The sequence below is a fragment of the Haloarcula sp. CBA1131 genome (genome assembly GCF_008728975.1).
In the GTDB taxonomy this organism is placed as follows: Archaea; Halobacteriota; Halobacteria; order Halobacteriales; family Haloarculaceae; genus Haloarcula; species Haloarcula hispanica.
Genome location: NZ_RPCY01000001.1, coordinates 188,327 through 211,973 on the forward strand (window position 1 = coordinate 188,327; position 23,647 = coordinate 211,973).

The window sequence follows — 23,647 nt, forward strand, 5'->3', positions numbered from 1 at the left end:
AACAACTCAGCTTGTTTTAGCGTTAGGAGCTACCAATGCCACACGACACACTCCTGCTCATCGGTCGGGACACGTCACGCGCTACGCCCTACGAGACACACGCTCGCCGTCTGCGCGAGCGCGGGGTAGCCACCGACGTGAGGGTGCTGACCTACGACCACGAACCCCGTCGGGAGTTACGCGACGAACTGGTAGCCATCGATGCGGACCGGGTGTTTGCGCTCCCGATGACCGTCGCTCACGACCACACGACAGTCACGGACGTTCCGGCGGCGCTCGAGGAGGTCGACGCCGAGACGCATTACTGCGAACCGGTTGGGCGAAGCCCACTGCTGACCGAAGCGCTCCGTGATCGTGCCGCCGCTGCGGTACCGGAAGCTGCCGATTCGTCCGTCGCACTCGTTGCCTTCGGCTCCAGCGGCAAGCCGTATCAGCGGCAGGTGACGGAGTACCACGCCGAGCGCCTGCGCGAGCGGTCGGCCTTCGGCGAGGTCGAACCGTGCTATCTGCTGCAAAACCCCGCCGTCGAATGTGTCAGGTACAACCTCACCCACGACCACGCCGTCGCCGTGCCGCTCTTTCTCGCGCCGACCGACGCAACTGAGACGCAGATTCCCGCCAAGCTCGACCTCGACAGAGGCGGGCTCGCCTACACTGACACGCTGGGCGACCATCCGCTCGTCACCGAGGCCGTCGCAACCGCCGTCGAGACGGCACGGACGATGGCCGACACGCGCACGCCACAGACGTTCGAGGCGACGCTGGCCGCCACAAACCGGCCGATGGCGACCGACGGCGAGGGCGATTAGGGCTGTCGCGGCGGCAGTGCCGAGCTCCCGTCGACGAGAGGAAGCGATTTGTACCCACGGTACATTCTGGCACGTAGATGGTTCGCCGACGAGTAGCGCAGACGCGGGAACAGGTCAAAGAGAAGCTGGTGACCGCGCTGATAGAGGACCACTCTCCGCGAGAGGTCGCGATGAGCTTCAGCGTCGGTGTGTTCCTCACCGCGCTACCGACGCTTGGCACTGGGTTCATCGCCTTTCTCGTCCTCGCGTACCTGTTCAGACAGCTCAGCAAGGTCGCGCTGTTTGCCTCGGTGCTGATACTCAATCCGCCAGTCAAGTGGGGCGTGTACGCGTCGAGCTTCTGGCTCGGCAACCGGATTCTGGGGCCGATACCCGGGCTGTCATTCGACGGTGTGTCGATGTCGATGGGCGGCGACGTGCTGGTCCGACTGTGGACGGGGAACATTATCCTGGCCATCGTGTTCGCTGCTATCGGGTACGTGCTGGCGTTCCGTCTGATAAACGAATACAGGCGGCGGCAGCAAGAGCCCGCCGCAGTTAGCTGACCGCAGTAAAACGGCCTCAGTCTCGCCGCACGACGAACACCGACAGGTCCGAGAACCGCGTGTCGTCCCTGCCGCCACCGCCAGCATCTTTGGCAAGATCGCCGAGCGTCGTCGCGGTCCGGTCCTCGTCGTCGTGGGTCAGTCGCTCGTAGACCAGCACCGGCAGCTCGGGGTTGCCGCCAGCGTCCAGCAGTTCGGCTGCGACGTCTTCGGGCATCAGGTCGAAGGGGCGCGGCAACACGAGCAGGTGTCGGTCGCCCACGTCGCTCCGGAGCCGGTCGAGGTCGGTGGAGAGGTCGCCGCTCTTGTGGAGCGTCACAAAGGTCGTGTCCTCCATTGGCGTCCGGGCGCGACTGGCAGCCAGTTGCAGCGAGGAGATGCCCGGCACGATACGAACCGGCCGGTCGACGGCGCGCTGGACCTTCCCGACGAACTGGTAGCCCGAATGGTTCGGGTCACCCATCGCCACCGCAGTCCCACGCTCGCCGTCGGCCACGCGTTCGGCGAAAGTCTCCAGCGTGTCGAGTTCGTCCCGGTAGCCACAGGTCAGCAGGTCCGCGTCGGTCCGGTCGGCGACGAAGTCGACGACGGTTTCGAAGCCGACGACTACGTCAGCTTCGCGAATCGCCTGCTCACCGCGCGGCGTCAGGAAATCGAGGTTCCCCGGGCCGATGCCGACAGCGTGGACCGGCCGGTCGGCGTCGGGGTCCTCGGGCGCGCTCGCCGCGATGGCCGCTGGGTCCGGCCCGCTATCGAGGTCGTAGTCGTCGCTACTCATCGAGCGTGAGTTCCCCGTCTCGTACGTCTGAGGCTACGTGCACCAGTTCGTTCGTCAGCCCGGCGGCCAGTCCGCTCCCGCCGCGGCGGCCGACGTTCGTGATGGTCGGCACGCCGTGCTCGGCGGCGACCTCGCGGAGCCGCTCTCGGCTCTCGGCGGCCTTGACGAAGCCGACGGGCGTGGCGACGACGACCGCCGGGCGCGTGCCGTCCTCAATGCAGTCCGCCAGCGCGAGCGCGGCGGTCGGCGCGTTCCCGACGACGGCAATCGCCCCGTCGTAGACGCCCTGCTTGTCGAGTTCGAGGACCGACGCCGCCGTGCGAGTCATCCCGGTTTCGGCGGCCAGTTCCGCGCCGTTACCGATGGCCTTCTGGACCGGACAGTCGTGACCGCGACCGGTGATGCCGGCCTTGACCATCGTGATGTCGGTGACGATGGGCTGTTCATCGAGGACAGCGCGAGCCCCCGCACGGACCGGTTCGTCGTCGTCCGTCCCGGTGAACCGCAACAGGTGCTGGAACTCTGGGTCGCCGGTCGCGTGGACGGACTTCTGGCGGATGCGGTCGGCCAGCGTCTCGTCCGAAACGAGTTCGCGGACGCGGTCCATCGACGTCTCCGCGATATCCATCGCGTTCGAGGTGGTCGCGCCGAGGTCGGCGTACTCCTCGAAGTCGTCCTCGCTGTTCGTGTCGCCGTCTGTCGCGTCGTCTGTGTTAGTCGTCATCTGAGGTCACCTCTGTCGAATCGTTGCTGGAGCCAGCCCCGGCACGGGCCTCCAAATCACCGTCCACCTCCAGGTTCAGATCCCGCAGGCGGTCCCGCGTCTCGTCGTCGGCGTCCCAGAGCCCGCGGTCGATAGCTTCGAGTAGCGTGTCGGTGATCGAATCCAGCGCCCAGGGGTTCACGTCCCGGAGCCACTCCTGACGGTCCGCGTCGAAGGCGTAGCGTTCGGCCACGTCCTCCCACAGCGTGTCGCTGACCACGTCGGTCGTCGCGTCCCAGCCCAGCACCACGTCAACCGTCGTCGAGAGGTCCCCGGCTCCTTTGTAGCCGTGTTCCTCCATCGAGTCGAGCCACGAGGGGTTGAGCACGCGGGCGCGCATCGCCTTCCGGACCTTTTCCTCGTTGGTGTAGACGTCGACGTTGTCCGGATCCGAGGAGTCCCCGACGTAGGAGTTCGGCTCCTCGCCGGCGATTTCCGTGACTGCGGAGATGAAACCGCCGTGGAAGGCGTACCAGTCCGAGGAGTCGAACTCGTCCTGTTCGGCGGTGTCCTCGATTTTGACCGTCGCGTCGACCGAGGACAGGCGGCGCTCGAAGGCGTCGTGGGCGTCGCTGACCCGGCCCCGGGACCCCATCGCGTAGCCGCCCCACTGGACGTACACGTCGGCGAGGTCCGAGCGGTCGTCCCAGTTGCCCTCGTCGACGGCCTTGTTGGTCCCGGCACCGTAGCCGCCGGGGCGAGTGGTGAACACGCGGTGTTTCGCCGCGCTCTCGGCGTCGCCCTCGTCCATGCCGTCGGCGACAAGGTCGTTGGTCTCCTCCTCGACGTGTTTCTTCACGTAGTTCATCTCGTGCGGTTCGTCGAGGTCGACGACGGCGTCGACGGCGTCGTGGACGACTCCCGCTGCCGCCGGGAACGCATCGCGGAACAGGCCGGAGACGCGCGTCGTCACGTCGATTCGCGGGCGGCCGAGTTCGTCGAGCGGAATCGGCTCCACGTCCTCGACGCGGCCAGCGTCGGACCAGACCGGTTCGACGCCCATCAGCGCGAGCACCTGCGCGATTGTCTCGCCGCGGGTCCGAACCGTCGGCGTGCCCCAGACGACGACGCCGATTTCCTCGGGGTACTCGCCTTCGTCCGTTTCATGGCGCTCCAGTACACCGTCGGCGACCTCGCTGCCCACGTCCCACGCCGTCTTGGCCGGGACCTTCCGCGGGTCCAGTGTGTAGAAGTTCCTGGCTGTGGGGAGCAGGTCGACACCGCCACGGGTCGGCGCGCCGGACCCGCCGGGCGGGACGTACTCGCCAGCCAGAGCATCGGCGGTGCGGGGAATCTCGTCGGCTGCGCCGGCCACCCGGGGGGCCGCCTCCTCGCAGATGTAGGCCAGCGCCTCGCGGAGGTCCTCGTGTGCGCCAGACCGCACGCGGGCATCCCCGAGCGGTTCGATGTCGACCACGAGAAGGTTCATATTCACCTCCGAGGTGTTGTCTTCGAGTTCGCTCTCGGGCACGTCGAAGTCGTGCTCGGCCAGCGTCCGGACGAGGTCTTTGCTGGTCTCGTGGACGTGGTCGGCGGCCTCGGCGTAGGTCATCCCCAGCGCCTCGTCGTACTCGCCGGGGGCGTTGCGCAGTTTGTCGTAATCGACGCCGAGCACGCCAGCGACGCTCTCGCGCAGGGACGGCGCGCCGGGGTTCTCGAGGCGCGTGAGCGCGACCAGGTAGTCGACCAGTCGGTCGTCGGCCGGCGGCTCGCCCATCGTGTGCAGCCCCTTCCGGATCTGCGTCGTCTTCACGTCGGTGAGGTACTCGTGGACCCGTTCGACGAGGGCGTCAATGTCGAGGTCGTCGCCAGCCACGTCACCCTCAGCGAGCGTCGACCCGGCTTCGTCAGGGCCACGTACGTCGGCCTTCTCGTCAATCTCACCAGCGATGCCCAGCCCCACAGCGAGGTCCAGTTCGTCGACGGTCTGGCGGAGCTGCTCGGCGAGGTGCTCGCCGTCGTCGGTCCGAGCGTCTTCCATGCCGGCCTCGCGGTAGCGGTCGGCCAGTTCTTCCAGGTCGGCCAAGTCGTCGTAGGTCCCGGCATTGGCCATCACCGGGGTCAGGTAGTCGACAATGGCGGCGTAGGAGCGCCGCTTCGCCTGGGTCCCCTCGCCGGGGTTGTTGACGATGTAGGGGTAGACGTTCGGGATGTCGTCAATGAGCTGGTCCGGTGCGCTCTCGCCGTCCAGCCCGACAGTCTTGCCCGGCAGCCACTCCAGACTGCCGTGGGTCCCGAGGTGAACGACAGCGTCCGTCTCGTAGCTGTTGCGGAGCCAGCGGTAGAAGGCGACGTAGTCGTGTGGCGGCTGGAGGTCGGAGTCGTGGTACACCTTCGAGGGGTCCATGCCGAAGCCCCGTGGCGGCTGGACTGTCACGAGCACGTTTCCGAACTCCACGCCGGGAATTGCGAACGGGCGCTCGGGCGGGTCGCCCCACTCCTCGACGACGTTCTCACGGAAGTCGTCGTCAAGCATCTCGAACCACTCGCCGTACTGGGTCGGCGAGACGGTGTCGACGCTCAGCTCGCGCACGTCTTCGGCCGCAACCCAGCGGTCGTCGAGGGTCAGTTGGGCGGTGAGGCGTTCGACGAGGGACTGGCCGCTGTCGGGCATCGTGTCGCCCAGGTCATAGCCCCGACTGTCCAGCTCTTCCAGCAGATTCACCGTGCTCTCGGGCGAATCCAGCCCGAAAGCGGTCCCGATGCCGTCGTCGCTGGGCGGGTAGTTGTGGAGGACGACGGCGACCTGCTTCTCGTCGTTCGGGGTGTGGCGCAGTTCGGCCCAGTTGACCGCCAGCCGCGCGACGTGGTCGATGCGGTCGTCGATGGGGAAGTGCTGTTTCGGCGCGCTACCGATGCCGGCGTCGTCGTCGGTCCGCTCCTTGCCCGAGATGGGGTGCGTGATGACGTTGCCGTCGAACTCCGGCAGCGCGACCGAGAGCGCGAGTTCGAAGCCCATCACGCCCGTGTCGCTGCTGTCGTACCGGGACCGGGACCGCATCGTCGTCACGGTCTGGATGACCGGGACGCCGAGTTTGTCGAGGAACACGTCCTCGGCGCTCTGGCCTTCGTCGTCGGCGCTGCGGCCGCGTTCGTCCATCGACAGCGAGAACATGAACGACGAGCAGACTGCATCGACCAGCGGGTTGCCGTCGGCATTGAGGAGCCACTCCTCAGTGACCTGTTCGGCGTTCCACTGGCCCTCGGCGTCGGTCGCCGGTTCACAGAATATCGGGAGCGCGTTCGCCCCTTGGGCCTCAATGGCCCGGACCTGCGCGTCGACGTAGCGGGTGTTCTCGTGGGTCCAGTGGGACTCGTAGAACCAGACGGCGACGGTCGGTTTCGCCGGGTCGAACGTCGCCCGCAGGTCGTCGATGCTCGCGCCCGGATGGTCGGGATGGTAGACGCCCTCCGTCGGCAGCGTCACCGGGTCGTCGTAGGATGGGTCGGCGTGCCCGTACTGCGCCACCAGGTAGCGCACGCAGTTGGCGACGTTGCTCGCCCCGCCCTTCTCGAGGTAGTCGTAGACTGTCTCGCGGTGCTCGTCAGGAACCGACGTGTCCTCGAAGGCGAAGGCGTCGCCCGTCGCTTTCACCACGAGCGGGACGCCGGCCTCGCGCAACCGCTCGACGGCCATCTCGTAGCCGGGCATGCTGTCCTCGGCTCCGTGGAGCCACAGGATTACGGCGTCGGCGTCTGTCAGTTCGTCGACGAACGCCTCGACCGCTGGCTCGTCGTCGAGGTCGCTCTCCGAGCGCACGACGAGGTCGGCGTCGACCTCGTCCGCGGCCCGCTGGACGGCCCCGAGTTCGTTCTCCGTCGCGGTGTAGAGTCCTAGCTGTGGCATAACGTTATTAAATCTCCGTTTGCACTAATACAAGTATGGTTGTACTCGGCGACGGCAAAAAAGCTTCGCAGGAGGCCTCCTTCGCAGCCGTGGTGGGCCAGCGGGACCTCAAAGACGGGTTGCTGGCCGTCGCGACAGACGACGACCTCGACGGCCTGCTGGTCCGCGGCGAGAAGGGGACGGCGAAATCGACGGCCGTGCGCGCCCTCGCCGACCTGCTGCCCGAGCAGCGCGCGGTCGCGGACTGTCCCTACGGCTGTCCACCGGACAGGCCGGAGGCCCAGTGTGACGACTGCCGGACGCGGGCGGACCCACCCGTCGAGACGCGGTCGGTGCCACTCGTCACGCTCCCGCTGGGCGCGACCCGGGACCGCGTCGTCGGGACGCTGTCGGTGGCCGACGCGCTCGACGGCGACCACGAGTTCGACCCCGGCTTGCTGGCCCGCGCGAACCGCGGCATCCTCTACGTGGACGAGGTGAACCTGCTGGACGACCACCTCGTCGACGTGCTGCTCGACGCTGCTGCGAGCGGCCAGAACCGGGTCGAGCGCGACGGCGTCACCGTTTCCCACCCCGCCGAGTTCACCCTCGTCGGGACGATGAACCCCGAGGAGGGCGACCTCCGCCCGCAGTTGCGGGACCGATTCGCCCTGCAGACCGAGGTGTCGGCCTGCGAGAACCTCGATGACCGTGTCGCTATCATCGACCAAGCACTGGGAGAGGACGGCGACGAGGAGATGCAGAGCGAACCCGACCGCGACCCGGGCGAGCGCCTGCGGACCGCCCGCGAACTGCTGCCCGAGGTCGCCCTCGCCCGCGAGTTCCGCGAGCAGATCGCCGAACTCTGTCGGGACGCCGGCCTCGACGGTCACCGCGGCGACATCGCCACCGCGCGGGCGGCCCGGACGTTCGCCGCGCTCGACGGGCGGACGACGGTTCTTGAATCAGACATCGAGCGCGCCGCCGAGTTCGCGCTCCCCCACCGGCTCACCTCCCGGCCCTTCGAGGACGCGCCGGACGTGGACGACGTGCTCGACGACCATTTCGAGGACGGCGAGGACGAATCCGAGGAGCAGTCCGACGACGACGGAGAAAACGGTGACGAGGAAGGTGACGCGGAAGACGATGGAGAGGAAGCGGGGGCCGGCGACGAGTCAGTAAACGACGGAGCCGATTCCGAAGGCGGTGAGGACGGAAGCGAACAGCAAGAACAGCGGCCGGACGACAGCGGTGACGCCGGCGAGGGCGGCGACGACGAGTCAGGCGAGCGCGGCGAGCAGCCAACGCCCACCTCGGCCGACAGCGACGGCGAGCGGCAGGAAGCAGAGGCCGGCGACGGCGAAGGAGCGGCCGGAGACGACGGTGGGGAGGGAGAGTCCAACCAGTCCGACGACCCGGAAAACGCCACCCCGCTGCTGCCGGGCCAGTCCCGCGCCACAGTCGGCGACAGCGGCGCACCCGACGTGGATGCCCCGTCGGTCGACACCGACGGTGGGAGCGCAAGCGGCCGTGCGAGCGCGACAGGGACGAAACGCGGTGCAACGGTCCGAACCGAGCGCGCCGGCCGGGACGATGAGGTCGACGCCGCAGCGTCGGTCCGGGCGGCGGCCAGTCGCGGGAGCGGCCATGTCGAGTCACGTGACCTTCGGAAGTCCGTTCGTGCAGGCGACGCCGAGACGCTGGTGGTGTTCGCCGTCGACGCGAGCGCGTCGATGCGCCCGGCGATGAAAGCCGCAAAAGGCACAGTACTGGAACTGCTGAAAGACGCCTATCAGGCCCGCGACGAAGTCGCCTTTGTCACCTTCGCCGGCGAGGGCGCGGACGTGGTCCTCCCGCCGACCGAGAGCGTCTCGCTGGCGGCACGCCACCTGAAAGACCTCCCCACAGGCGACCGGACACCACTGCCGGACGGGCTGACGGCCGCCTGCGAAGTGCTCGACCGGGCGGACCCGGATGCCGGCGTCGTCATCGTCGTAACCGACGGGCGGGCGAACACCGCCGACGGGAGTCCGGTCGCAGCGACCAGAAACGCGGCGCGGACGCTCGGCGAAGCAGCCGACCGCACCGTCGTCGTGGATGCGGGCGAAGGGAGTCGCGCCGGTCTGCTCGACCTCGTTGCTGACGAAACGGACGCGTCGGTCGTCCCGCTGGACGCGCTGACCGCCGAGCGCGTCGACGCCGTCGCCAGCAAGCGATAACCCCCGGCCGGAGCTGTCTCAGGCGGAAGTTTTACAATCTTACTTGTTCTTAAGACAAACGAGATTTCAATGCAGGACGACACTGACACCGCACGCGCTACGGACAGCGTGCATGACCGTATCGAACGCGCCAGAGCGTCGCTGACCGGCCCGCAGATCGCCATTGCCGTCGCGCTGGTGGCGGCGCTCGGCTTCACGCTGCTGTTCGTGCAGGACCCGATGCTGCACGACTCGCTGCACAACTTCCGACACAGCGCCGGGATCACCTGCCACTGATGGCGACTGACTACCTCGAACGCGGCGCAGTGGCCGGCGTGGCCGGCGGGCTGGTCTACGGCCTGTTCGTCGCGACAGTCGGGAACAGCTTCACTGCCGGACTGGAGACGTTCGAACACGGGCACGGCCACGGCGGCGGCCCCGTCGTCTCCGGGCTCACGACGGCCGTCGCGAGCATCGGCGGCGGCGTCCTCTGGGGCCTGCTGTTCGGCGTCGCAGTGTTCGGGATGGCGTATTTCTTCCTCGAACCTGCAATCCCCGGCTCGGGCGCGACGAAGCGACTGGCGCTTGCGGGAGCCGGCTTTCTCACCGTCTCCGGCGCGCCGTGGCTCGTCCTGCCGCCACAGCCGCCGGGCGTCGAGCAGGCGCTTGGGACAGAGACGCGCCTCGCCTGGTACGCCGGCCTGATGGCACTGGGGGCGCTGGTCGCAGTGCTCGCCGGGCTCGCGTATCAGCGGACAGCGCGCCACCACACCGCCATTCGACTCGGAGCCATGGCGCTGCCGCTCGCACTGCTCGCAGTTCCGGTCGCGCTCGCACCGGCAAACCCGGTCCACGGTGACGTGCCTGCCGCGCTCGTCGCGGCCTACCGCTGGACGGTCGTGTTCGGCCAGCTAGTGCTGTGGGCCACAATCGCAGGGGTTCACGCCTGGCTCGGTGACAGTGATACCCCAGCCGCGGACGACCTGGACTATCCCGCGACCGCGGACTAACGACGACGCGGCTCAGATTTTTCCGGCAACCGTTCCGAGATTCAGCGCCAGGCCGACGATAGCGACGACGGCGGCGATAGCGAGGTTCGTCGTCGTCCCGCCGACGCCGAACGACGCCGTACCGGCCGAGACCAGCGCGCCGAACCCGATCCCGGCAACGACGAGCGCGACACCGGTCAGCCCGACAAGCATCGTGCCGGTCGGACCGAACCGACCGGTCGACCGGCTCGCCTCGTACTGGTCGAGCGCGTCGTGCATCGTCTCCGTGACCGATTCCTCTACGTCCGTCATCTGCCCCGAAAGGTAGGTGTGCAGCGTCTTCTCGTGCTCGTCGAGTTCCGTGGCACGTTCTGACAACTGCGCATCGTACTCCGTCAGTTCGGCCTCGCGCTCGTCGAGGGCCGTCTCCCGGTCGTCGAGAGCGGCTTCGCGTTCATCAAGTCGGTACTCCCGCTCGTCCAGTTCCGCCTCTCGCCGGTCAAGCTCCTCCTCGCGGGCGTCATTCTTCTCTTCGCGCCGATCGAGTTCCGCGCTCCGCTGGTCGAGACCCATCTCCCGCTCGTTGAGCCGTCGCTGCATCTGCGCGAACTCCCGCTCACGCTCTGTAGGGTGATCGGCAGCGGCGCTGTCGTCGTCAGCTTTGGCGTCTGCCTCCGACTGTGTCTCCTCGTGGTCCGGGTCTGTGTTATCGGCCATGCTGGGCACCCATACCGAGACGCTACGACTGTCGAATGGTTAGTTTGACACCACATAACACAGTAATCAGAGCCAAACCAGGGATATCACGTCTGAGCGAAAAGTCGTCCGAACGGGCCGTTACCGGCCCAAATCGCTACGTCGACGCGTCAGTGGCGCGAACGGGCCGTCTCGTTCTCCACCTCAACCAGATGCAGCCGGTACGCTCCGCGCTCGCGGCCCTCGTCGTGGTAGACGACCGGCTCCTCGACGGCGACAGCGGTCCCGTCCGCAACTGCGGCCGCCGTCACGACGCCGTCGGTGTCCAATGTGTCGATGGGGCCGTCTGCAACACCGAACAGCCGAAGCGCGTGGTCGTCGGCATCGCGGTCCCGGAAGTTCTGTGCACCGGGGACGGCCAGCAGCGAGCCATCGGTGCCAAGCCCGCTGGCGAAGCCGCCGACGGGCGCGTCCCAGCGACGGTCGCCATCGGGCGAGACGCCAACGGCAGTGTGCTCGGTCGGATGCCGTGCCTCTGTCTCGCGGCCCTCCTCGGGGTAGGTGTTGCCGGTCACAAACACCGCGCCCACCTCTGTCGCGTGAACGTGATTCGGGTACGCGTAGACGATGTCGCCGTCCACGTCGGTCGGCGTCGCCAGCGGGACACGCCAGCGCTCCCGGCCGCCGCTGTCGAGCCGGTAGCCACAGTAGTCGCCGTGGCTGGAGACGACAGCGCCGTCGTCCAGCAGGGCCACGTCACCGACACGCCGCTGGCCGTCGGTGCCGGGGTCCCACATCCAGCGCGGGTCACCGTCGGCGGCATCGAGGACGACGAGGCCGTGCTGGTGGTCGCCAGGACAGCGGTTGTAGGCGATTGCGACACGGCCATCGTCGGCGTCGAGGGATATCGGCGAACCGTCGGTCCGGTACGTCCAGTCGACGGTGCCGTCGGGCGCGAACGCGTAGACGACGCTCTCGAAGTGGCGGAGGTCGTTCCCGTCGGCGTCAGTCCGTCGCTCGTACCGTCTGGCGGCGGCATAGAGCCGGCCGCCGTCGGTTGCGAGGCTGGCGACGAACGGCAACAGAAATCTGGTCTCCTGCTGGGCCTCGCCGAGGTCCCCGCGGGTTTCGTACCGCCAGCGCAGGTCCCCGTCGGCGTCGTGACAGCGGATTTGCCCGCGAGCGCTGCGCTCCCCGACGACGACACCGCCGTCGAAGGACACCGCCGCGACGACGCTGGGTTCCCCGTCCGTGTCGTACTGCCAGCACGGACGTGGGGGGCCGGAGTCCGCCGAGACGTCGAACGCCCGGAGGTCCCCGTCGGCGGTGCCGACGACCGCGAGCCCGTCGGTCAGCGTGACCGCCGAGCGACGGCCCTGATGGCGCGAGCGAGCCGGGGCCACGTCCCCGAGGTCAGCGGTCGGGGCGCGCTGGCTACTCATCGACCGGGAACGCCTCGTGGAGGACGTCGTGGGCCTCACCCAGCCCGTCGAGGACGTCCTCGCCCTGCATGGTGATGCGCGACACCGCCCGCTCGGCGTCGCGGACCGCCACGAGTCGCCCCCGGAGGTAGTCGTACTCGGGGTCGTCTTCGGGGGTCGCGGCGATCTCCTCTTCGAGGTCCACGAGCGCGGCGTCGAGGTGGCGCTCGATGGCGGCCAGCGTCTCCGCGCCGGCGAGGGCCTCAATGGGGCCGGTCATGTGACCCTCCAGCTCCTGTTCGGCGTGCTGGCGGGCGTGGTCGTCTTCGGTACCGAGAACGTTCATGAGGCCCAGTCGGAGGGCCTCGATTTCGTAGCAGCTCATGGTTGTAGTGTTGTAAGGGTGTACTCTCAAAGCGTCTGGTCGACGAGTTCGCTCACGATGCGGTCGCGGTCAAGATGCGAGGAGACGATGTCGGCGGCGTCCTCGTCTTCGACGCCGCCGTACCAGACACCGTCCGGGTAGACGGCGACCATCGGCCCCTCGCCGCAGCGGCCGAGACACGACGACCGCGTGATGCGGGCGTCGCACTGGTCGCTGTCGCGGGCGGCTTGGCGGAGCCGTTCGAGGACCGCTGGTGCGCCGTCCTGCGCGCAGGTCTGGTTCGTGCAGACCGCGACGTGTTTCTCGGGGGCGTCGTGGACGTGCGGGTCGTCGTCGACGTTCTCGCGGTCGGCGTGTTCGGCCTGATGGGTCAGCGCCCGGAGCATCGCGCGAGCGCCGCCCTGATCCTCCTCGTAGCCGTCGAGTTCGACCTTGTACTTGCAGGTGTCACAGGACATCTCGACGCTTCCCGTGCGGGCTTCCTGCCAGCGGTCGCCAAGCACGTCCAGCAGGCGCGTGTCGGTCCCCAGCGGTTCGCCGGGAGCGGCGTCGACGTAGGGATACTCCTCGTCGAACTCGCGTGCGCCGTCCTTGATACGGCCGGTCAGCACGCCGTCGCCGAGCATGTACGGGATGACGACGACGGCGTCGGGCCGGGTCTTGGCGATGTCGTGCAGGGTGTCGTCGAGCAGCGGCTCTGTAACGCCGATGAACGACGCTTCGACCCGCGAGAACTCGCGGCCCTCGTACAGCAGGCGAGCGAGCTTGTGCACGTCGGCGTTTGCGTCCGGGTCGCTGGACCCGCGGGCACAGACGACGGCGGCCACGTCGTCCTCCTCCCGGTCGACGCCCAGTTCGGCCTCGACGGCCGCCGCGCGGTCGTCCAGCAGGTCCAGCAGCGCCGGGTGGACGCCCAGGTGCGCGCCGTTGTTGATGGTCAGTTCCGGGTGGGCCTCGCGGGCCTGCTCGACGGCCAGGGGCACGTCGTTTTTGACGTGACTGGCGGCAAACAGGGAGAGGTGGACCACCGATACCTGCGAGACGGCTCTGGCCAGCCCCGCGATGGCCTCGTCGATAGCCGGCTCGGCCAGTTCGAGAAAGGCCGCGTCGACCGGGATGCCGAGTCGGCCCTCCAGTTCGACCGCAAGGTCGCGGACCTGTTCGTTCGACTTCTCGCGCCGGGAGCCGTGGCCGACCAGCAGCACCGCTTCGTCGTCCAGCGTCTCCGGCGCGGTGATAGCTTCACTCATCGGACTCGTTCAATGCTTTTCTGGAGCTTGCGCCGGCGGCTCGGCGCGAACAGCCCCGTCTCTTCGCTGCCCTCGTACAGCCAGTCACCGAGGACAGGTGCCGCGTCGTCGGCCACGCCGAACCAGTAGCCCGACGAGGTCTCCGAGAGCTCGTCGTACGGCGCGTCGACCGGACAGCGGTCGAGCAGCGTCTGTATCGTCCGGAGGAGTCGCTCGTCTTCGTGAACGAACGAGATGCCGACGGCGTTGTCGTCGGACTTGAAACACACCGTGCCACAGCTTTCGAGCAGCCCCCGGAGGAGCTGGCGGTCGTAGTCGGCCAGCGCGTCGAAGCGGTAGCCGCCCGACTCGCCGTCGAACGGGAGGCCAAGCGCGGCGCTGGCACGGTCAGCGAGGCTGCCGACGACCTGCACCGTGAACTCCTCCTCCTGGCGGGTGATGGAGGTGTCGTGGGCATACGCCCGCTCGACGATGCGGCGGTCGGCCCGCTCCGCACCGGCGATGGAGGCGAGCCGCCGAGCGGCCGTCTCGTCGTTCGTCCGGACGGTGATACAGCTGTCCTCGCACTCGCCGTCGCCGGTGACCCGACCCCAGAAGTACGCCGTCTCGGGGTGGGCTGCGAGCATATCGTTTGGCGCACCCGTTTCGACGCTCATGGCTGGACCTCCTCGTGGTCGGTGCCGGCAGGTGTATCGGCGGCCCCGACGTCCTCCTCGACGGATTCCACGTGAATCGCATCGAGCGGGCAGGCCGCAGCGGCCTGCTCGGCGTCGTCTCGCCGGTCGTCGTCGAAAGTGGCCTCGATTGCCGTCTGGTCGTCCGTCTCGATAGCCGCCAGTCCCTCGCTATCCTCAACGAAGCGGTCGTCGCGGACGAGACAGGCGAAGATACCGTCGCAGGCCTCACGGTCGATAGTGATTCGGTACATTAGTAGTCGTACTTGGTCTCGTAGCCCCGCGGGGTCACCATCCGGTCGTCCCAGACGTAGGTGTCCTCGTTGCCCACGAGGAGGGTGGTGGTCATGTCCACGAGGTCAGTTTCGCCGAGTTCCGGCAATTCGCCGAGTTCGACGATTTCGACCTGTTCGTCCTCGCGGCCAGCGGCGTGGACGACGCCAACGGGCGTCTCGGGGTCGCGGTGTTCCAGCAAGATCTCACAGCACTTCTCGTAGTTGTCCCGGCGCTTGCGGCTCCAGGGGTTGTAGATGGTGATGGTAAAGCCCTCCTTGGCGGCGGCGTGGAGCCGCGACTCGATGGTCGGCATGTCTGTGAGGTGGTCCGACAGCGAGATGGAGACGGTGTCGTTGACCAGCGGCGCGCCGACGCGGGCGGCACAGGACTGAGCTGCCGGGACGCCCGGAACCACGTCGAAGTCGAGCATCGTCGCCGTCGCGCCCTTGGACTCGATGATCTCCAGCGCGAGGCCGGCCAGCGCATACACGTTCGGGTCGCCGCTGCCGATGATGGCCACGTCGTTGCCCGCCAGCGCGCGGTCGATGGCCTCCTCCGTTCTGGACACTTCGCCACACATCGGCGTGTTGTAGATGTCGTCGGCTCCCTCAGTAATCTCGTCGGGCAGCAGTTCGACGTAGGTCGTGTAGCCGACGATGTGCTCGGCGTCCATGAGGGCGGAGCGGGCGCGAGCGGTCATTCCTTCAGGCTGGCCGGGGCCGAGGCCGACGGCGATGAGCCGGCCCGGTTCGGCGTCGAAGTCGTCGACCGTCGCGCCGACCTCCTCCTCGTCCGAGGAACCGGACGACGAGGACGCGCCACAGGAGCGACTACTGGACGAGGACGACGATTCGGACGACGACGAGGCCCCGCACTTCGAGGCGGTGTCGTCGCCCGTGTCCGGACTCGTCTCTGTCGACGAACTCGCGCTCGCACCGCATTTCGAGGTGGTATCGGTCTCTACTTCGCTCGCGCTCTCGGAGGCGCTTCCCGCCTCGCTCGCCCCGCATTTCGATTCTGTCTCGGTACTTGCGTCAGTAGTGTTGTCAGTGCTCATTGTTAGAAATCGTCGACGTCACGCCCGCCACGCGGGGTGACGAGGAACTCCTGATAATCGTTGCGCCAGACTTCGGTCTCGTGAGTGCCGACGACAATGGACGAACCCATGCCGCCGACCTTGTCGTCGTGTTCGGACAGTTCGCCAAGCGTCGTGATCGTCTCCGTCTCGTCGTCGAGGTTCCGGCCGGCTTCCCCGCGGCCGGAGTCGTTGACGATAGCGGCGGGCACGTCGTCCGCTCGTTCCTCCCGCAGAACATCGACGGCTCGCTCGTAGTCGCGCCAGCAGTTGTAGAGGACGACGACGAAGCCGCTGATCGCGGCCGCCCGGAGCTTCTCCTCGATTTCGTCCCAGCCGCGCCATTTGTCCGACAGCGAAATCGTACAGAAATCGTTCGACAGCGGCGCGCCGAGGTTCGCCGCGCCCGACAGCGCCGCGGTCACACCGGGGACGATTTCGATGGGGACATCGTCGGCGTCGTCGGCGTCGGCCATCGTAAACAGCAGGTCGGACTTCCCGTAGACGTTCGGGTCGCCGCCGGAGACGTGGGCGATGTCCTCACCGGCGCGGACCCGCTCGAAGGCCTCGCGGGCGAGTTCGACCTGTTTGCCCATCGACGACCGGATGAGCGTCTGCTGACTGCCGTCGGGCCGCTCCAGTACGGCCCCTTCTTCGCCAGCGATTTCGCCGTCATCGGTTTCGCCGTCGAGTTCAGCCGATTGGGGCGGGAGCGTGCCGTCCTTCCGGAGGAACTCCTGATAGAGGTTCGAGGCGATGATACAGTCAGCGGTCTGGATAACGTCTTTCGCCCGCTGGGTCATGTCGTGGGGGAGCCCCGGCCCGATACCGACCACGTACAGCGTCCCGTAGTCGGCTGGACGCGTCGCCTCAGCCGCGGCCGCTGTCGACTGGCGTCCGTCGCTACTCATCCTCGGTCTCCGAGGGCCGCCGGTCGAATCTCGATACTGTGGCGCATGGTGAGTACAACGCCGCTTTCGCATAAAACAATTGTGCTTGTACTAGTCCAACCGAAGGTGTTGGGAAGGGGTAGTTTGGTTGTATACGAGCTCGGGGAAGAGTCGAGAGCGGTGGCTGTGCAACCGTACTCACGTCGACGAATCGCAGCGCAAACAGTGTAATAGCTGCTTCGGTCAGGTGTTCGTCAGTCCTCCGTCGACTACAACGCTCTCGCCGTTGACGTAGGAGGCCATGTCGCTGGCGAGGAACGTCGCCACGTCGGCGATTTCCTCCGGTTCGCCGAAGCGGCCGGAGGGGATGAGTTCCTTCAGCATCATTTTCGTCGTGTCGTCGATGCGCTCGTCCTCGAACATCTGGGTCTTGCTGTAGCCCGGATGGATGGCATTGACCCGGATGTCGTAGTTGCTCAGGCGATCCGCAAGCGCGTACGTGAACAGTCGGACTGCGCCCTTCGAAGTGCAGTAGTTGACCAGCAGGCCGGTGCCGCGGATGCCGCCGGAGCTGGACATATTGATGACAGTGCCACCGCCGTTCTCCCGCATCGCCTCTGTCGCGACCTGCGCGCCGAAAAACACTCCCTTCGTGTTCACGTCCATCAGCCGGTCGTAGTCCTCCTCAGTCGTCTCGTAGAAATCAGCTATCTCGGAGATGCCGGCGTTGTTGACCATGATGTCGATGCCACCCAGTTCCTCGGCCGCGGTGACAGCCACCTCCAGGTCGTCGGGGTTGGTCACGTCACACTCGACGAAGTGTGCTGTTTGGTCTGTCTCGGCTTCGACCAGTTCGTGGGTCGGTTTGCCGCCCTCGCGGGGGTCCTGCTGTCGGTCCGCAATGATAACGTCTGCGCCGTGCTCCGCGTACCGTCGGCAGATGGCCCGGCCGAACCCGCTCGCGCCGCCCGTAACGACCGCCGTCTTGTCTTCGAGTAGTGTTGTCATGCGCCATTTGTCACCACAGGCCCACATAATAAATAAGTTTAGAGTTGTACAGTGGCAAGAACTCGGAACAGTTGTGGAGTCGCGGCCAGAGATGGTTCAGTAGCTGCTCGGTTGCGAAAAGCTGGAACCAAAACCCAATGCCTGAGAAAAAGCGAGATTAGCGCCCGATAGCGACGGTCACAGCTTCGTCATAGCGGGTCTTCTCGGCCAGCAGATCGTGCTCGCTACCGGCGGCGATGGCCGACGCCTCCGCGATGCCCGGCCAGCCGATGAGTTCCTTCGACCGCGAGGGGGTCGGTCCCTCGAACTCCTCCAACGTCTCCTTCTCGAAGGCAATGACACCCAGCCCCCACTCCTCAGCAGCGGCGAGCATGCCTTCCTCGTCGGCTTTTCGGGTGCCAGTCGCGATGAACTCCACGTCGTCACGGTCGAGGTCAGCCTCGTCCAGCGCCTGTTCCCAGGCCGCGTGGAACTGCTCGACATCCGCGCCGGCGACGCTGCCACAACCGAGCACGACGCCGTCGTCCTTGTTCCGCTTCAGGACGGTCACGTCGTCGTCGACCAGCACGGCCTTCGGCCCGTCGAGGCGCTCGATGGGACCGAGTTCGTCGTCCAGCACGGCGAGGTTCGTCGCCACGGTCGAATCGCCGTTGACGACGTGGGCGTCGAGCGCTTTCGCCTGCTTCTCGACGCCCTGCTTGTCCGCGGCTTCCGAGGCGGTGGTCATCGCCGGCACCGCACCCATCGACGCGAGGTCGTCGGCGACCTGGTTCGCGCCGTGGTGGCCGCCGGTGATGGGGATGGCCCACGTGAGTTCCTCGTCGACGACACAGATTGCGGGGTCGTCCCACTTGTCGTCGAGCAAGTGGGCCGTCTTGCGCATCGCGATGCCACTCGCCATCAGGCCGATGAAGCAGTCGTACTCGCCCCAGTGCTCCTCGAACACGTCGCCGTGGTATTCGAGGATGTCGATGGACTCGTAGCGGTCGCCGATGCCGTCGACGATGTCCTCGGCGGTGTCCATCTTCCGCTCGAACGCGACGATGGCGATGTCTTCGGCTACCTCGCCGTCCGAGTCGGGCGCTTTGCAACTGTTCGAACTCGAATCGCTGTCGGTGTCAGTACTCATGAATTACGTCCGGCCGGTGAAACTGCCCCAGGCGACCGGCCGGGCAGCCGCGTGGGTGATGTCTGTGAGTCAATACTCGACTGCGAGGTGACGCGAAACTGCTGTCGGCGCGCGCTGGCGCGCTCGGATGGCGCGCCAGAACTGTGCGAGGGACGAACGACCGACGGCAGTCGGGAGTGAGTCGGTTGGGGAGGCGTGTGGCTCGCGGTGCAGCGCGGTGCTGTCGGGTGGACTGAAAGGGGCCGGTCGCTCCGGAAAGACGGCCGAAGCAAGCACGCGAGCGAAGCGAGCGCGCACAGCGAGGCCCTCGACCGGAGCGACCGGGGGCTTTCGAATTGTGCTTGACCAATTTGACGAGTCATCCTAGTCGTCGGCTTCCTGCGTTCCGTCAGTCGAGTCACTTCCACGGTTCGCCCAGTCGCCATAGAGGAAGGAGCGCTCGTAGTCCTCACCACCAACAGCGTCCCCAATCACGACCATCGCGGAGGCGCGATACCCCGCGTCTTCCAGTTTCTCGCCAATGGTCGCAATCGTGCCTTCGATGACGTCCTCGTCGGGCCAGGAAGCGTGATAAATCGCCGCAACAGGCGTCTCTGGGTCGTGGCCGTCTTCGAGCAGACGGTCCATCGTCTCGCTGACGGCGTGGGTTCCCAGATAGATACAGGTCGTCACGTCGCCCATGCCGACGAACTCGGAGATGTGATCCTCGTCCTCGTCCAGTGTCTTGCCCTGCGGGCGGGTGAAGGCGACGTGGTTGGCGACCTCGTTCAGCGTCAACTGCGTGCGCATCGTCGCGCTGGCGGCGAACGCCGAGGTGACGCCGGGAACGATGTAGGTCGGGACCCCCTCGTGTTCGAGCGCGTCCATCTGCTCCAGCGCGGCTCCATAAATCGCGGGGTCGCCGCTGTGGAGCCGGACGACGGTGTCGCCGGCCTCGTAGGCGTCGCGCATCAGCGGAATCAGCTCCTCCAAGTCCTTGCCGATAGAGGAGACCGTCTCGGCGTCGTCGCAGTACTCCTCCAGCAGTTCGCTGTTGACGAGCGAGCCGGCGTGGACCACGAGGTCGGCGTCGGCCAGCAGTTCGCGGCCGGCGACGGTCAGCAGCCGGGGGTTGCCCGGGCCGGCCCCGACGAATGGGATGCCCTCCTGCTCGTCGCCGGCGTTGTGCTCGTAGACGCGGTCGTCTCGGTTGCCGGCGACAGAGTCGATAGCAGTCTGTGGATCCGTCTCGCCGGCCTCGGTAGCGTCCTCAGTCATGCTTCACCTCGTCGCCACAGAGGGCGGCTTCGGAGCGCTCCTGTCGCACTACCGCCCCAGACCCGTTTTCGCCGCCGTCGGTCACGACGCCGCTCTCGTCGGCCGCTTCGAGGAAGGCGTCGGTCGCCTGCTCGACGCGGGTCTCGGGCTTCTCGGCGTAGGCCAGCGTGTAGTAGTCTCGCTCGTCGATCTCGCTTGGGTCGTCCGTGACAACTGTCTCGCCCTGTTCCATGAACAGCCGGCGGCCGTACACAACGTCGTAGCCGGCCTCGACCAGCCCCTCGTGGGTCGCCGGCGCGTCGGTCACCTTGAACAGGATCATCCGATCGGGGCCGGTCGGCGACGCGCCGCGGTCGGCCTCACGCAGCGCTAAGCTTGACCCCGCGGTGATTTCGACGCCGAGCGCCGTCGCGAACGCCGACATGGCGCTGACGCCGGGTACCACTTCGAGGTCGACCTCGGGGTGGAACGCCGCCAGCGTCCGCCGGAGATGGCCAAAGGTCGAGTAGACGTTCGGGTCCCCGAGCGTGACGAAAGCGGCGTCGCCGTCGCGGGCCGTCGGCGCGATTTCGGCGGCGGCGTCCTTCCAGGCCGCCCGGAGTTTCTCCTCGTCGCGTGTCATCGGGAAGTCGAGGTCGCCGATGCGCTCCTCGGGGACGTGTTCGGTCGCGACCGAGCGCGATAGCCGCCCCGGCGAGTACACCACGTCGGCGGATTCGAGGGCGCGCTTCCCGCGGACGGTCACCAGGTCGGGCTGGCCGGGACCGAGGCCGATGCCGTAGAGCGTCATCGGTCGCCTCCGTCCTGCGCCGCAGATTCGGCCGGCGACCCGCCGTCGGCAGCAACGTCCTCACTGGCGCTGCCGACGAGCATGTACACCGGGTTCTCCGAGTTGAAACTCGTCGCGCCGGCGAGTTCGTAGCCGTGGCTCACCTGGAACTGGACGACCTCCTCCAGAATGTCGCGCTCGCGGAAGGCCTCCGTCGCCGCGCCAGCGACTTCGAGCCGCGAGACGTTCATCACGATTCGGTCGACACCGGTCTCGACCGCGTGGTCGAGGATGGCCTCGTAGTTGCGCGACCCGCCGAGGAAGAGGGCGTCGGCGTCGTCCGGCAAGCCCTCCGGGGCCTCGGCCTCACGCAGTTCGACATCGGCGTCGACGTCGTTAGCGGCGAGGTTCTTGCGAGTCACGTCGAGTCGGTTCCCCTTGCGTTCGAGCGCAGTGACCCGCCCGGCCCGGCGCGCCGCCGTGATGGTGACGGCACCGGTACAGGAGCCGACCTCCGCGAAGTGGTCGGACCCGGTGAGAGCGAGTTTGCTAGCGAGAACGGCCCGGACCTCCGGCTTGGTGGGACCGGCCTTCGCATCGTGTGGGAGCGAGACGCGGGACATCACGCTATACAACTGCAGTAGCGCGTAAAACAATTTTGGTTGTATTAATCCAAGTCGAGATGACAGCGGCATCGGTGCCGGACAGGGGCGAGTCAGCGGGCCGATTGACAGCAGCGCGAGCGGGCAGTATCAGAGCGGTGCCCAGAAGCCGGGTCAGACCAGAGTCTAGATTCCGGGTCAGAACTCCGGACCGGGTGCCGGCACGCCGTCGCTGTCGTCGCCGCCGTCCAGATCGAACTCCTCGCGCAGTTCGCGGATGCGGTCTCTGATGTCCGCGGCCAGTTCGAACTCCAGGTTGTCCGCGGCCTCCTGCATCCGTTCTTCCAGTTGCTCTATCTGGCGGGCGGCCTCGTCGGCGTCGCTCGCGCCGTCGCTGGAAATGCCGCCGGTGTCGGTCTTGCTCCCCGGCAGGTTCGTTTCGCCGACTTCCTTCTCGATAGTCGTCGGCTCGAAGCCGTGTTCCTCGTTGTACTGCTGCTGGATGCGCCGGCGGCGCTGGGTCTCCTGGATGGCCGACTGCATGGCGTTGCTGCGCTCGTCGGCGTACAGCACGACCTCGCCGTTGACGTTCCGGGCGGCCCGGCCCATCGTCTGTACCAGCGTCGTCTCCGACCGGAGGAACCCCTCCTGGTCGGCGTCCAGAATCGCAACGAGCGACACCTCGGGGATGTCCAGCCCCTCCCGGAGGAGATTGATGCCGACCAGCACGTCGATGTCGCCAAGCCGGAGCGACCGGATGAGTTCGTGCCGTTCCAGCGTGTCCGTCTCGTCGTGCATATAGGCGACGTTCACGCCGGACTCCTCCAGGTACTCCGTGAGGTCCTCGGCCATCCGCTTGGTCAGCGTCGTGACGAGCACCCGTTCGTCGCGCTCGACACGTTCGTCGATGCGCTCCAACAGGTCCTCAACCTGGCCCGTCGCCGACGCGATCTCGACGGCCGGGTCCACGAGGTGGGTCGGTCGGACGATCTGCTCGACCACCTGGTCGCTGTGTTCGCGCTCGTAGTCACCCGGCGTCGCGCTCACGTACAGCGTCTGGTCGGTCTTCTCCTCGAACTCCTCGAAAGTGAGCGGGCGGTTGTCGAAGGCCGTCGGCAGGCGGAAGCCGTTCTCGACGAGGCTCTCCTTGCGGCTCTTGTCGCCCTCGAACTGGCCGCGGATCTGGGGGAGCGTCTGGTGGGACTCGTCGACGACCGTGAGGAAGTCATCGGGGAAGTAATCCAGCAGGGTGTAAGGGGCTTCACCCGTCTCGCGGTCCGAGAGGTGGACCGAGTAGTTCTCGATACCCGAACAGTAGCCCGTCTCCTGCATCATCTCGATGTCGAACGTGGTCCGCTCCTCGATTCGCTGGGCGGCGACGTGGTCGCCCTGTCGCTCGAAGTAGCTGATACGCTGGTCCAGCAGTTCCTTGATTTCGTCGATGGCCCGCTGGAGCCGCTGTTCGGGAATCGAGTAGTGTTCCGCCGGGTGGAGCAGGGCGGCCGGTTCCTCGCTTTTGACCTCGCCCTCCAGCGGGTCGACCTTCAGCATCCGGTCGATCTCGTCGCCCCAGAACTCCACTCGGAGGGCGTAGCGGGCATACATCGGGTAGATCTCCAGCGTGTCCCCGCGCACGCGGAAGGTCCCCTGTGTGAAGTCCACGTCGTTGCGCTCGTAGTTCAGGTCGACCAGCCGACCGAGCAGGTCGTCGCGCTCGATCTCCTGGCCCACCTCGAGCGAGAGGGACATGTCGATGTAGTTTCGCGGGTCACCGAGGCCGTAGATGGCCGACACCGACGCGACGACGATGACGTCGTCCCGGGTGAGCAGTGAGCGCGTCGCGGAGTGGCGCAGCCGGTCGATCTCGTCGTTGATGGAGGCGTCCTTGTCGATGAAGGTGTCCGTCTGCTCGACGTAGGCCTCGGGCTGGTAGTAGTCGTAGTAGGAGACGAAGTACTCGACGGCGTTATCCGGGAACAGCTCGCGGAACTCCTCGTACAGCTGGGCCGCGAGGGTCTTGTTGTGGGCGATAACGAGGGTCGGTTGCTGAATCTCCTCGACGACCCAGGAAACGGTGTTTGTCTTCCCGGAGCCAGTCACACCGAGCAGGGTCTGCCGGTCCATCCCCTGGCGATAGCCCGACGCGAGCCCTTCGATAGCCTCGGGCTGGTCGCCCGCCGGCTCGAACGGGGCGTCGACACGGAACTCGCGGTCGACATCTGGTCGGTCGATAGAGAGTGGGCCGCCGGTGTCGCTCATTACCCACACATCGGGCTGGACGGACTTGAGCCGCGTGGTTCGTGAAGC

Annotated in this window: 22 protein-coding genes; 5 read left to right on the plus strand and 17 right to left on the minus strand. The window is 67.0% G+C overall.

Annotated elements, in window-relative coordinates; translation table 11 throughout:
- Positions 1-35: 35 nt before the first annotated feature.
- Together Har1131_RS00985 and Har1131_RS00990 are read left to right on the plus strand one after the other, a co-directional pair.
- Positions 36-809, plus strand: coding sequence for a CbiX/SirB N-terminal domain-containing protein (locus Har1131_RS00985; protein ID WP_014039279.1), 774 nt, complete (start codon positions 36-38; stop codon positions 807-809).
- A gap of 77 nt (positions 810-886) precedes the next feature.
- Positions 887-1,354, plus strand: coding sequence for a DUF2062 domain-containing protein (locus Har1131_RS00990; RefSeq protein ID WP_014039278.1), 468 nt, complete (start codon positions 887-889; stop codon positions 1,352-1,354).
- Between the two features lie 16 nt (positions 1,355-1,370).
- On the opposite strand, the gene Har1131_RS00995 is transcribed toward Har1131_RS00990, so the two are convergent.
- The 3 genes from Har1131_RS00995 to cobN are packed head-to-tail and all read right to left on the minus strand — an operon-like array spanning position 1,371 to position 6,742.
- Positions 1,371-2,132: a cobalt-precorrin-7 (C(5))-methyltransferase gene (locus Har1131_RS00995; protein ID WP_146418039.1), complete on the minus strand. Its 762-nt coding sequence runs from the start codon at positions 2,130-2,132 to the stop codon at positions 1,371-1,373.
- Complete coding sequence (locus Har1131_RS01000) at positions 2,125-2,856, minus strand: precorrin-8X methylmutase (RefSeq protein ID WP_151144674.1); 732 nt, start codon at positions 2,854-2,856, stop codon at positions 2,125-2,127. The genes Har1131_RS00995 and Har1131_RS01000 overlap by 8 nt, the downstream gene beginning before the upstream one ends.
- Positions 2,846-6,742 (minus strand): cobaltochelatase subunit CobN, encoded by a 3,897-nt coding sequence (gene cobN / locus Har1131_RS01005; RefSeq protein WP_151144677.1) that lies wholly within the window; start codon positions 6,740-6,742, stop codon positions 2,846-2,848. Before cobN ends, Har1131_RS01000 begins: the two co-directional genes overlap by 11 nt.
- 35 nt (positions 6,743-6,777) lie before the next feature.
- Here cobN and Har1131_RS01010 point away from each other — a divergent pair, with 35 nt between their 5' ends.
- The 3 genes from Har1131_RS01010 (at position 6,778) to Har1131_RS01020 (ending at position 9,929) form a co-directional block, all read left to right on the plus strand.
- Positions 6,778-8,940, plus strand: a complete 2,163-nt coding sequence (locus Har1131_RS01010; RefSeq protein ID WP_151144680.1) for a VWA domain-containing protein — start codon at positions 6,778-6,780, stop codon at positions 8,938-8,940.
- A 69-nt stretch (positions 8,941-9,009) separates the two neighbouring features.
- Positions 9,010-9,216: a CbtB domain-containing protein gene (locus tag Har1131_RS01015; RefSeq protein WP_014039273.1), complete on the plus strand. Its 207-nt coding sequence runs from the start codon at positions 9,010-9,012 to the stop codon at positions 9,214-9,216.
- Complete coding sequence (locus Har1131_RS01020; RefSeq protein ID WP_050037432.1) at positions 9,216-9,929, plus strand: CbtA family protein; 714 nt, start codon at positions 9,216-9,218, stop codon at positions 9,927-9,929. Before Har1131_RS01015 ends, Har1131_RS01020 begins: the two co-directional genes overlap by 1 nt.
- A gap of 12 nt (positions 9,930-9,941) precedes the next feature.
- On the opposite strand, the gene Har1131_RS01025 is transcribed toward Har1131_RS01020, so the two are convergent.
- The 14 genes from Har1131_RS01025 to uvrB form a co-directional block, all read right to left on the minus strand.
- Positions 9,942-10,625 (minus strand): Rnase Y domain-containing protein, encoded by a 684-nt coding sequence (locus Har1131_RS01025; RefSeq protein WP_050007852.1) that lies wholly within the window; start codon positions 10,623-10,625, stop codon positions 9,942-9,944.
- A 149-nt stretch (positions 10,626-10,774) separates the two neighbouring features.
- Positions 10,775-12,046: a PQQ-binding-like beta-propeller repeat protein gene (locus Har1131_RS01030; RefSeq protein ID WP_050037430.1), complete on the minus strand. Its 1,272-nt coding sequence runs from the start codon at positions 12,044-12,046 to the stop codon at positions 10,775-10,777.
- Entirely contained in the window at positions 12,039-12,410 is a 372-nt protein-coding gene (locus tag Har1131_RS01035) for a DUF3209 family protein (RefSeq protein ID WP_014039269.1), read from the minus strand. The genes Har1131_RS01030 and Har1131_RS01035 overlap by 8 nt, the downstream gene beginning before the upstream one ends.
- 26 nt (positions 12,411-12,436) lie before the next feature.
- Positions 12,437-13,660 (minus strand): CbiX/SirB N-terminal domain-containing protein, encoded by a 1,224-nt coding sequence (locus tag Har1131_RS01040; RefSeq protein ID WP_014039268.1) that lies wholly within the window; start codon positions 13,658-13,660, stop codon positions 12,437-12,439.
- Positions 13,657-14,316, minus strand: coding sequence for a cobalamin biosynthesis protein (locus Har1131_RS01045; RefSeq protein ID WP_151144684.1), 660 nt, complete (start codon positions 14,314-14,316; stop codon positions 13,657-13,659). Before Har1131_RS01045 ends, Har1131_RS01040 begins: the two co-directional genes overlap by 4 nt.
- Complete coding sequence (locus Har1131_RS01050; RefSeq protein ID WP_050007643.1) at positions 14,313-14,588, minus strand: ferredoxin; 276 nt, start codon at positions 14,586-14,588, stop codon at positions 14,313-14,315. The genes Har1131_RS01045 and Har1131_RS01050 overlap by 4 nt, the downstream gene beginning before the upstream one ends.
- Complete coding sequence (gene cobJ, locus Har1131_RS01055) at positions 14,588-15,667, minus strand: precorrin-3B C(17)-methyltransferase (RefSeq protein WP_058990867.1); 1,080 nt, start codon at positions 15,665-15,667, stop codon at positions 14,588-14,590. The genes Har1131_RS01050 and cobJ overlap by 1 nt, the downstream gene beginning before the upstream one ends.
- Positions 15,668-15,669: 2 nt before the next feature.
- On the minus strand, positions 15,670-16,596 hold the full coding sequence (locus Har1131_RS01060) for a precorrin-3B C(17)-methyltransferase (RefSeq protein WP_050007644.1): 927 nt from the start codon (positions 16,594-16,596) through the stop codon (positions 15,670-15,672).
- Positions 16,597-16,818: 222 nt separating this feature from the next.
- Positions 16,819-17,583: an SDR family oxidoreductase gene (locus Har1131_RS01065; RefSeq protein WP_050037425.1), complete on the minus strand. Its 765-nt coding sequence runs from the start codon at positions 17,581-17,583 to the stop codon at positions 16,819-16,821.
- Between the two features lie 157 nt (positions 17,584-17,740).
- Positions 17,741-18,712, minus strand: a complete 972-nt coding sequence (gene cbiG / locus Har1131_RS01070) for a cobalt-precorrin 5A hydrolase (RefSeq protein WP_129755905.1) — start codon at positions 18,710-18,712, stop codon at positions 17,741-17,743.
- Positions 18,713-19,075: 363 nt separating this feature from the next.
- Positions 19,076-19,969 (minus strand): cobalt-precorrin-4/precorrin-4 C(11)-methyltransferase, encoded by an 894-nt coding sequence (locus tag Har1131_RS01075; protein ID WP_050037424.1) that lies wholly within the window; start codon positions 19,967-19,969, stop codon positions 19,076-19,078.
- Positions 19,962-20,759, minus strand: coding sequence for a cobalt-factor II C(20)-methyltransferase (locus Har1131_RS01080; RefSeq protein ID WP_050037423.1), 798 nt, complete (start codon positions 20,757-20,759; stop codon positions 19,962-19,964). The genes Har1131_RS01075 and Har1131_RS01080 overlap by 8 nt, the downstream gene beginning before the upstream one ends.
- Positions 20,756-21,361, minus strand: a complete 606-nt coding sequence (cbiT, locus tag Har1131_RS01085) for a precorrin-6Y C5,15-methyltransferase (decarboxylating) subunit CbiT (protein WP_050037422.1) — start codon at positions 21,359-21,361, stop codon at positions 20,756-20,758. The genes Har1131_RS01080 and cbiT overlap by 4 nt, the downstream gene beginning before the upstream one ends.
- A gap of 177 nt (positions 21,362-21,538) precedes the next feature.
- Positions 21,539-23,599 carry an excinuclease ABC subunit UvrB gene (gene uvrB / locus Har1131_RS01090; protein ID WP_050037421.1) on the minus strand — a complete coding sequence of 687 codons (2,061 nt, stop codon included), beginning with the start codon at positions 23,597-23,599 and terminating at the stop codon, positions 21,539-21,541.
- Positions 23,600-23,647: the final 48 nt, after the last annotated feature.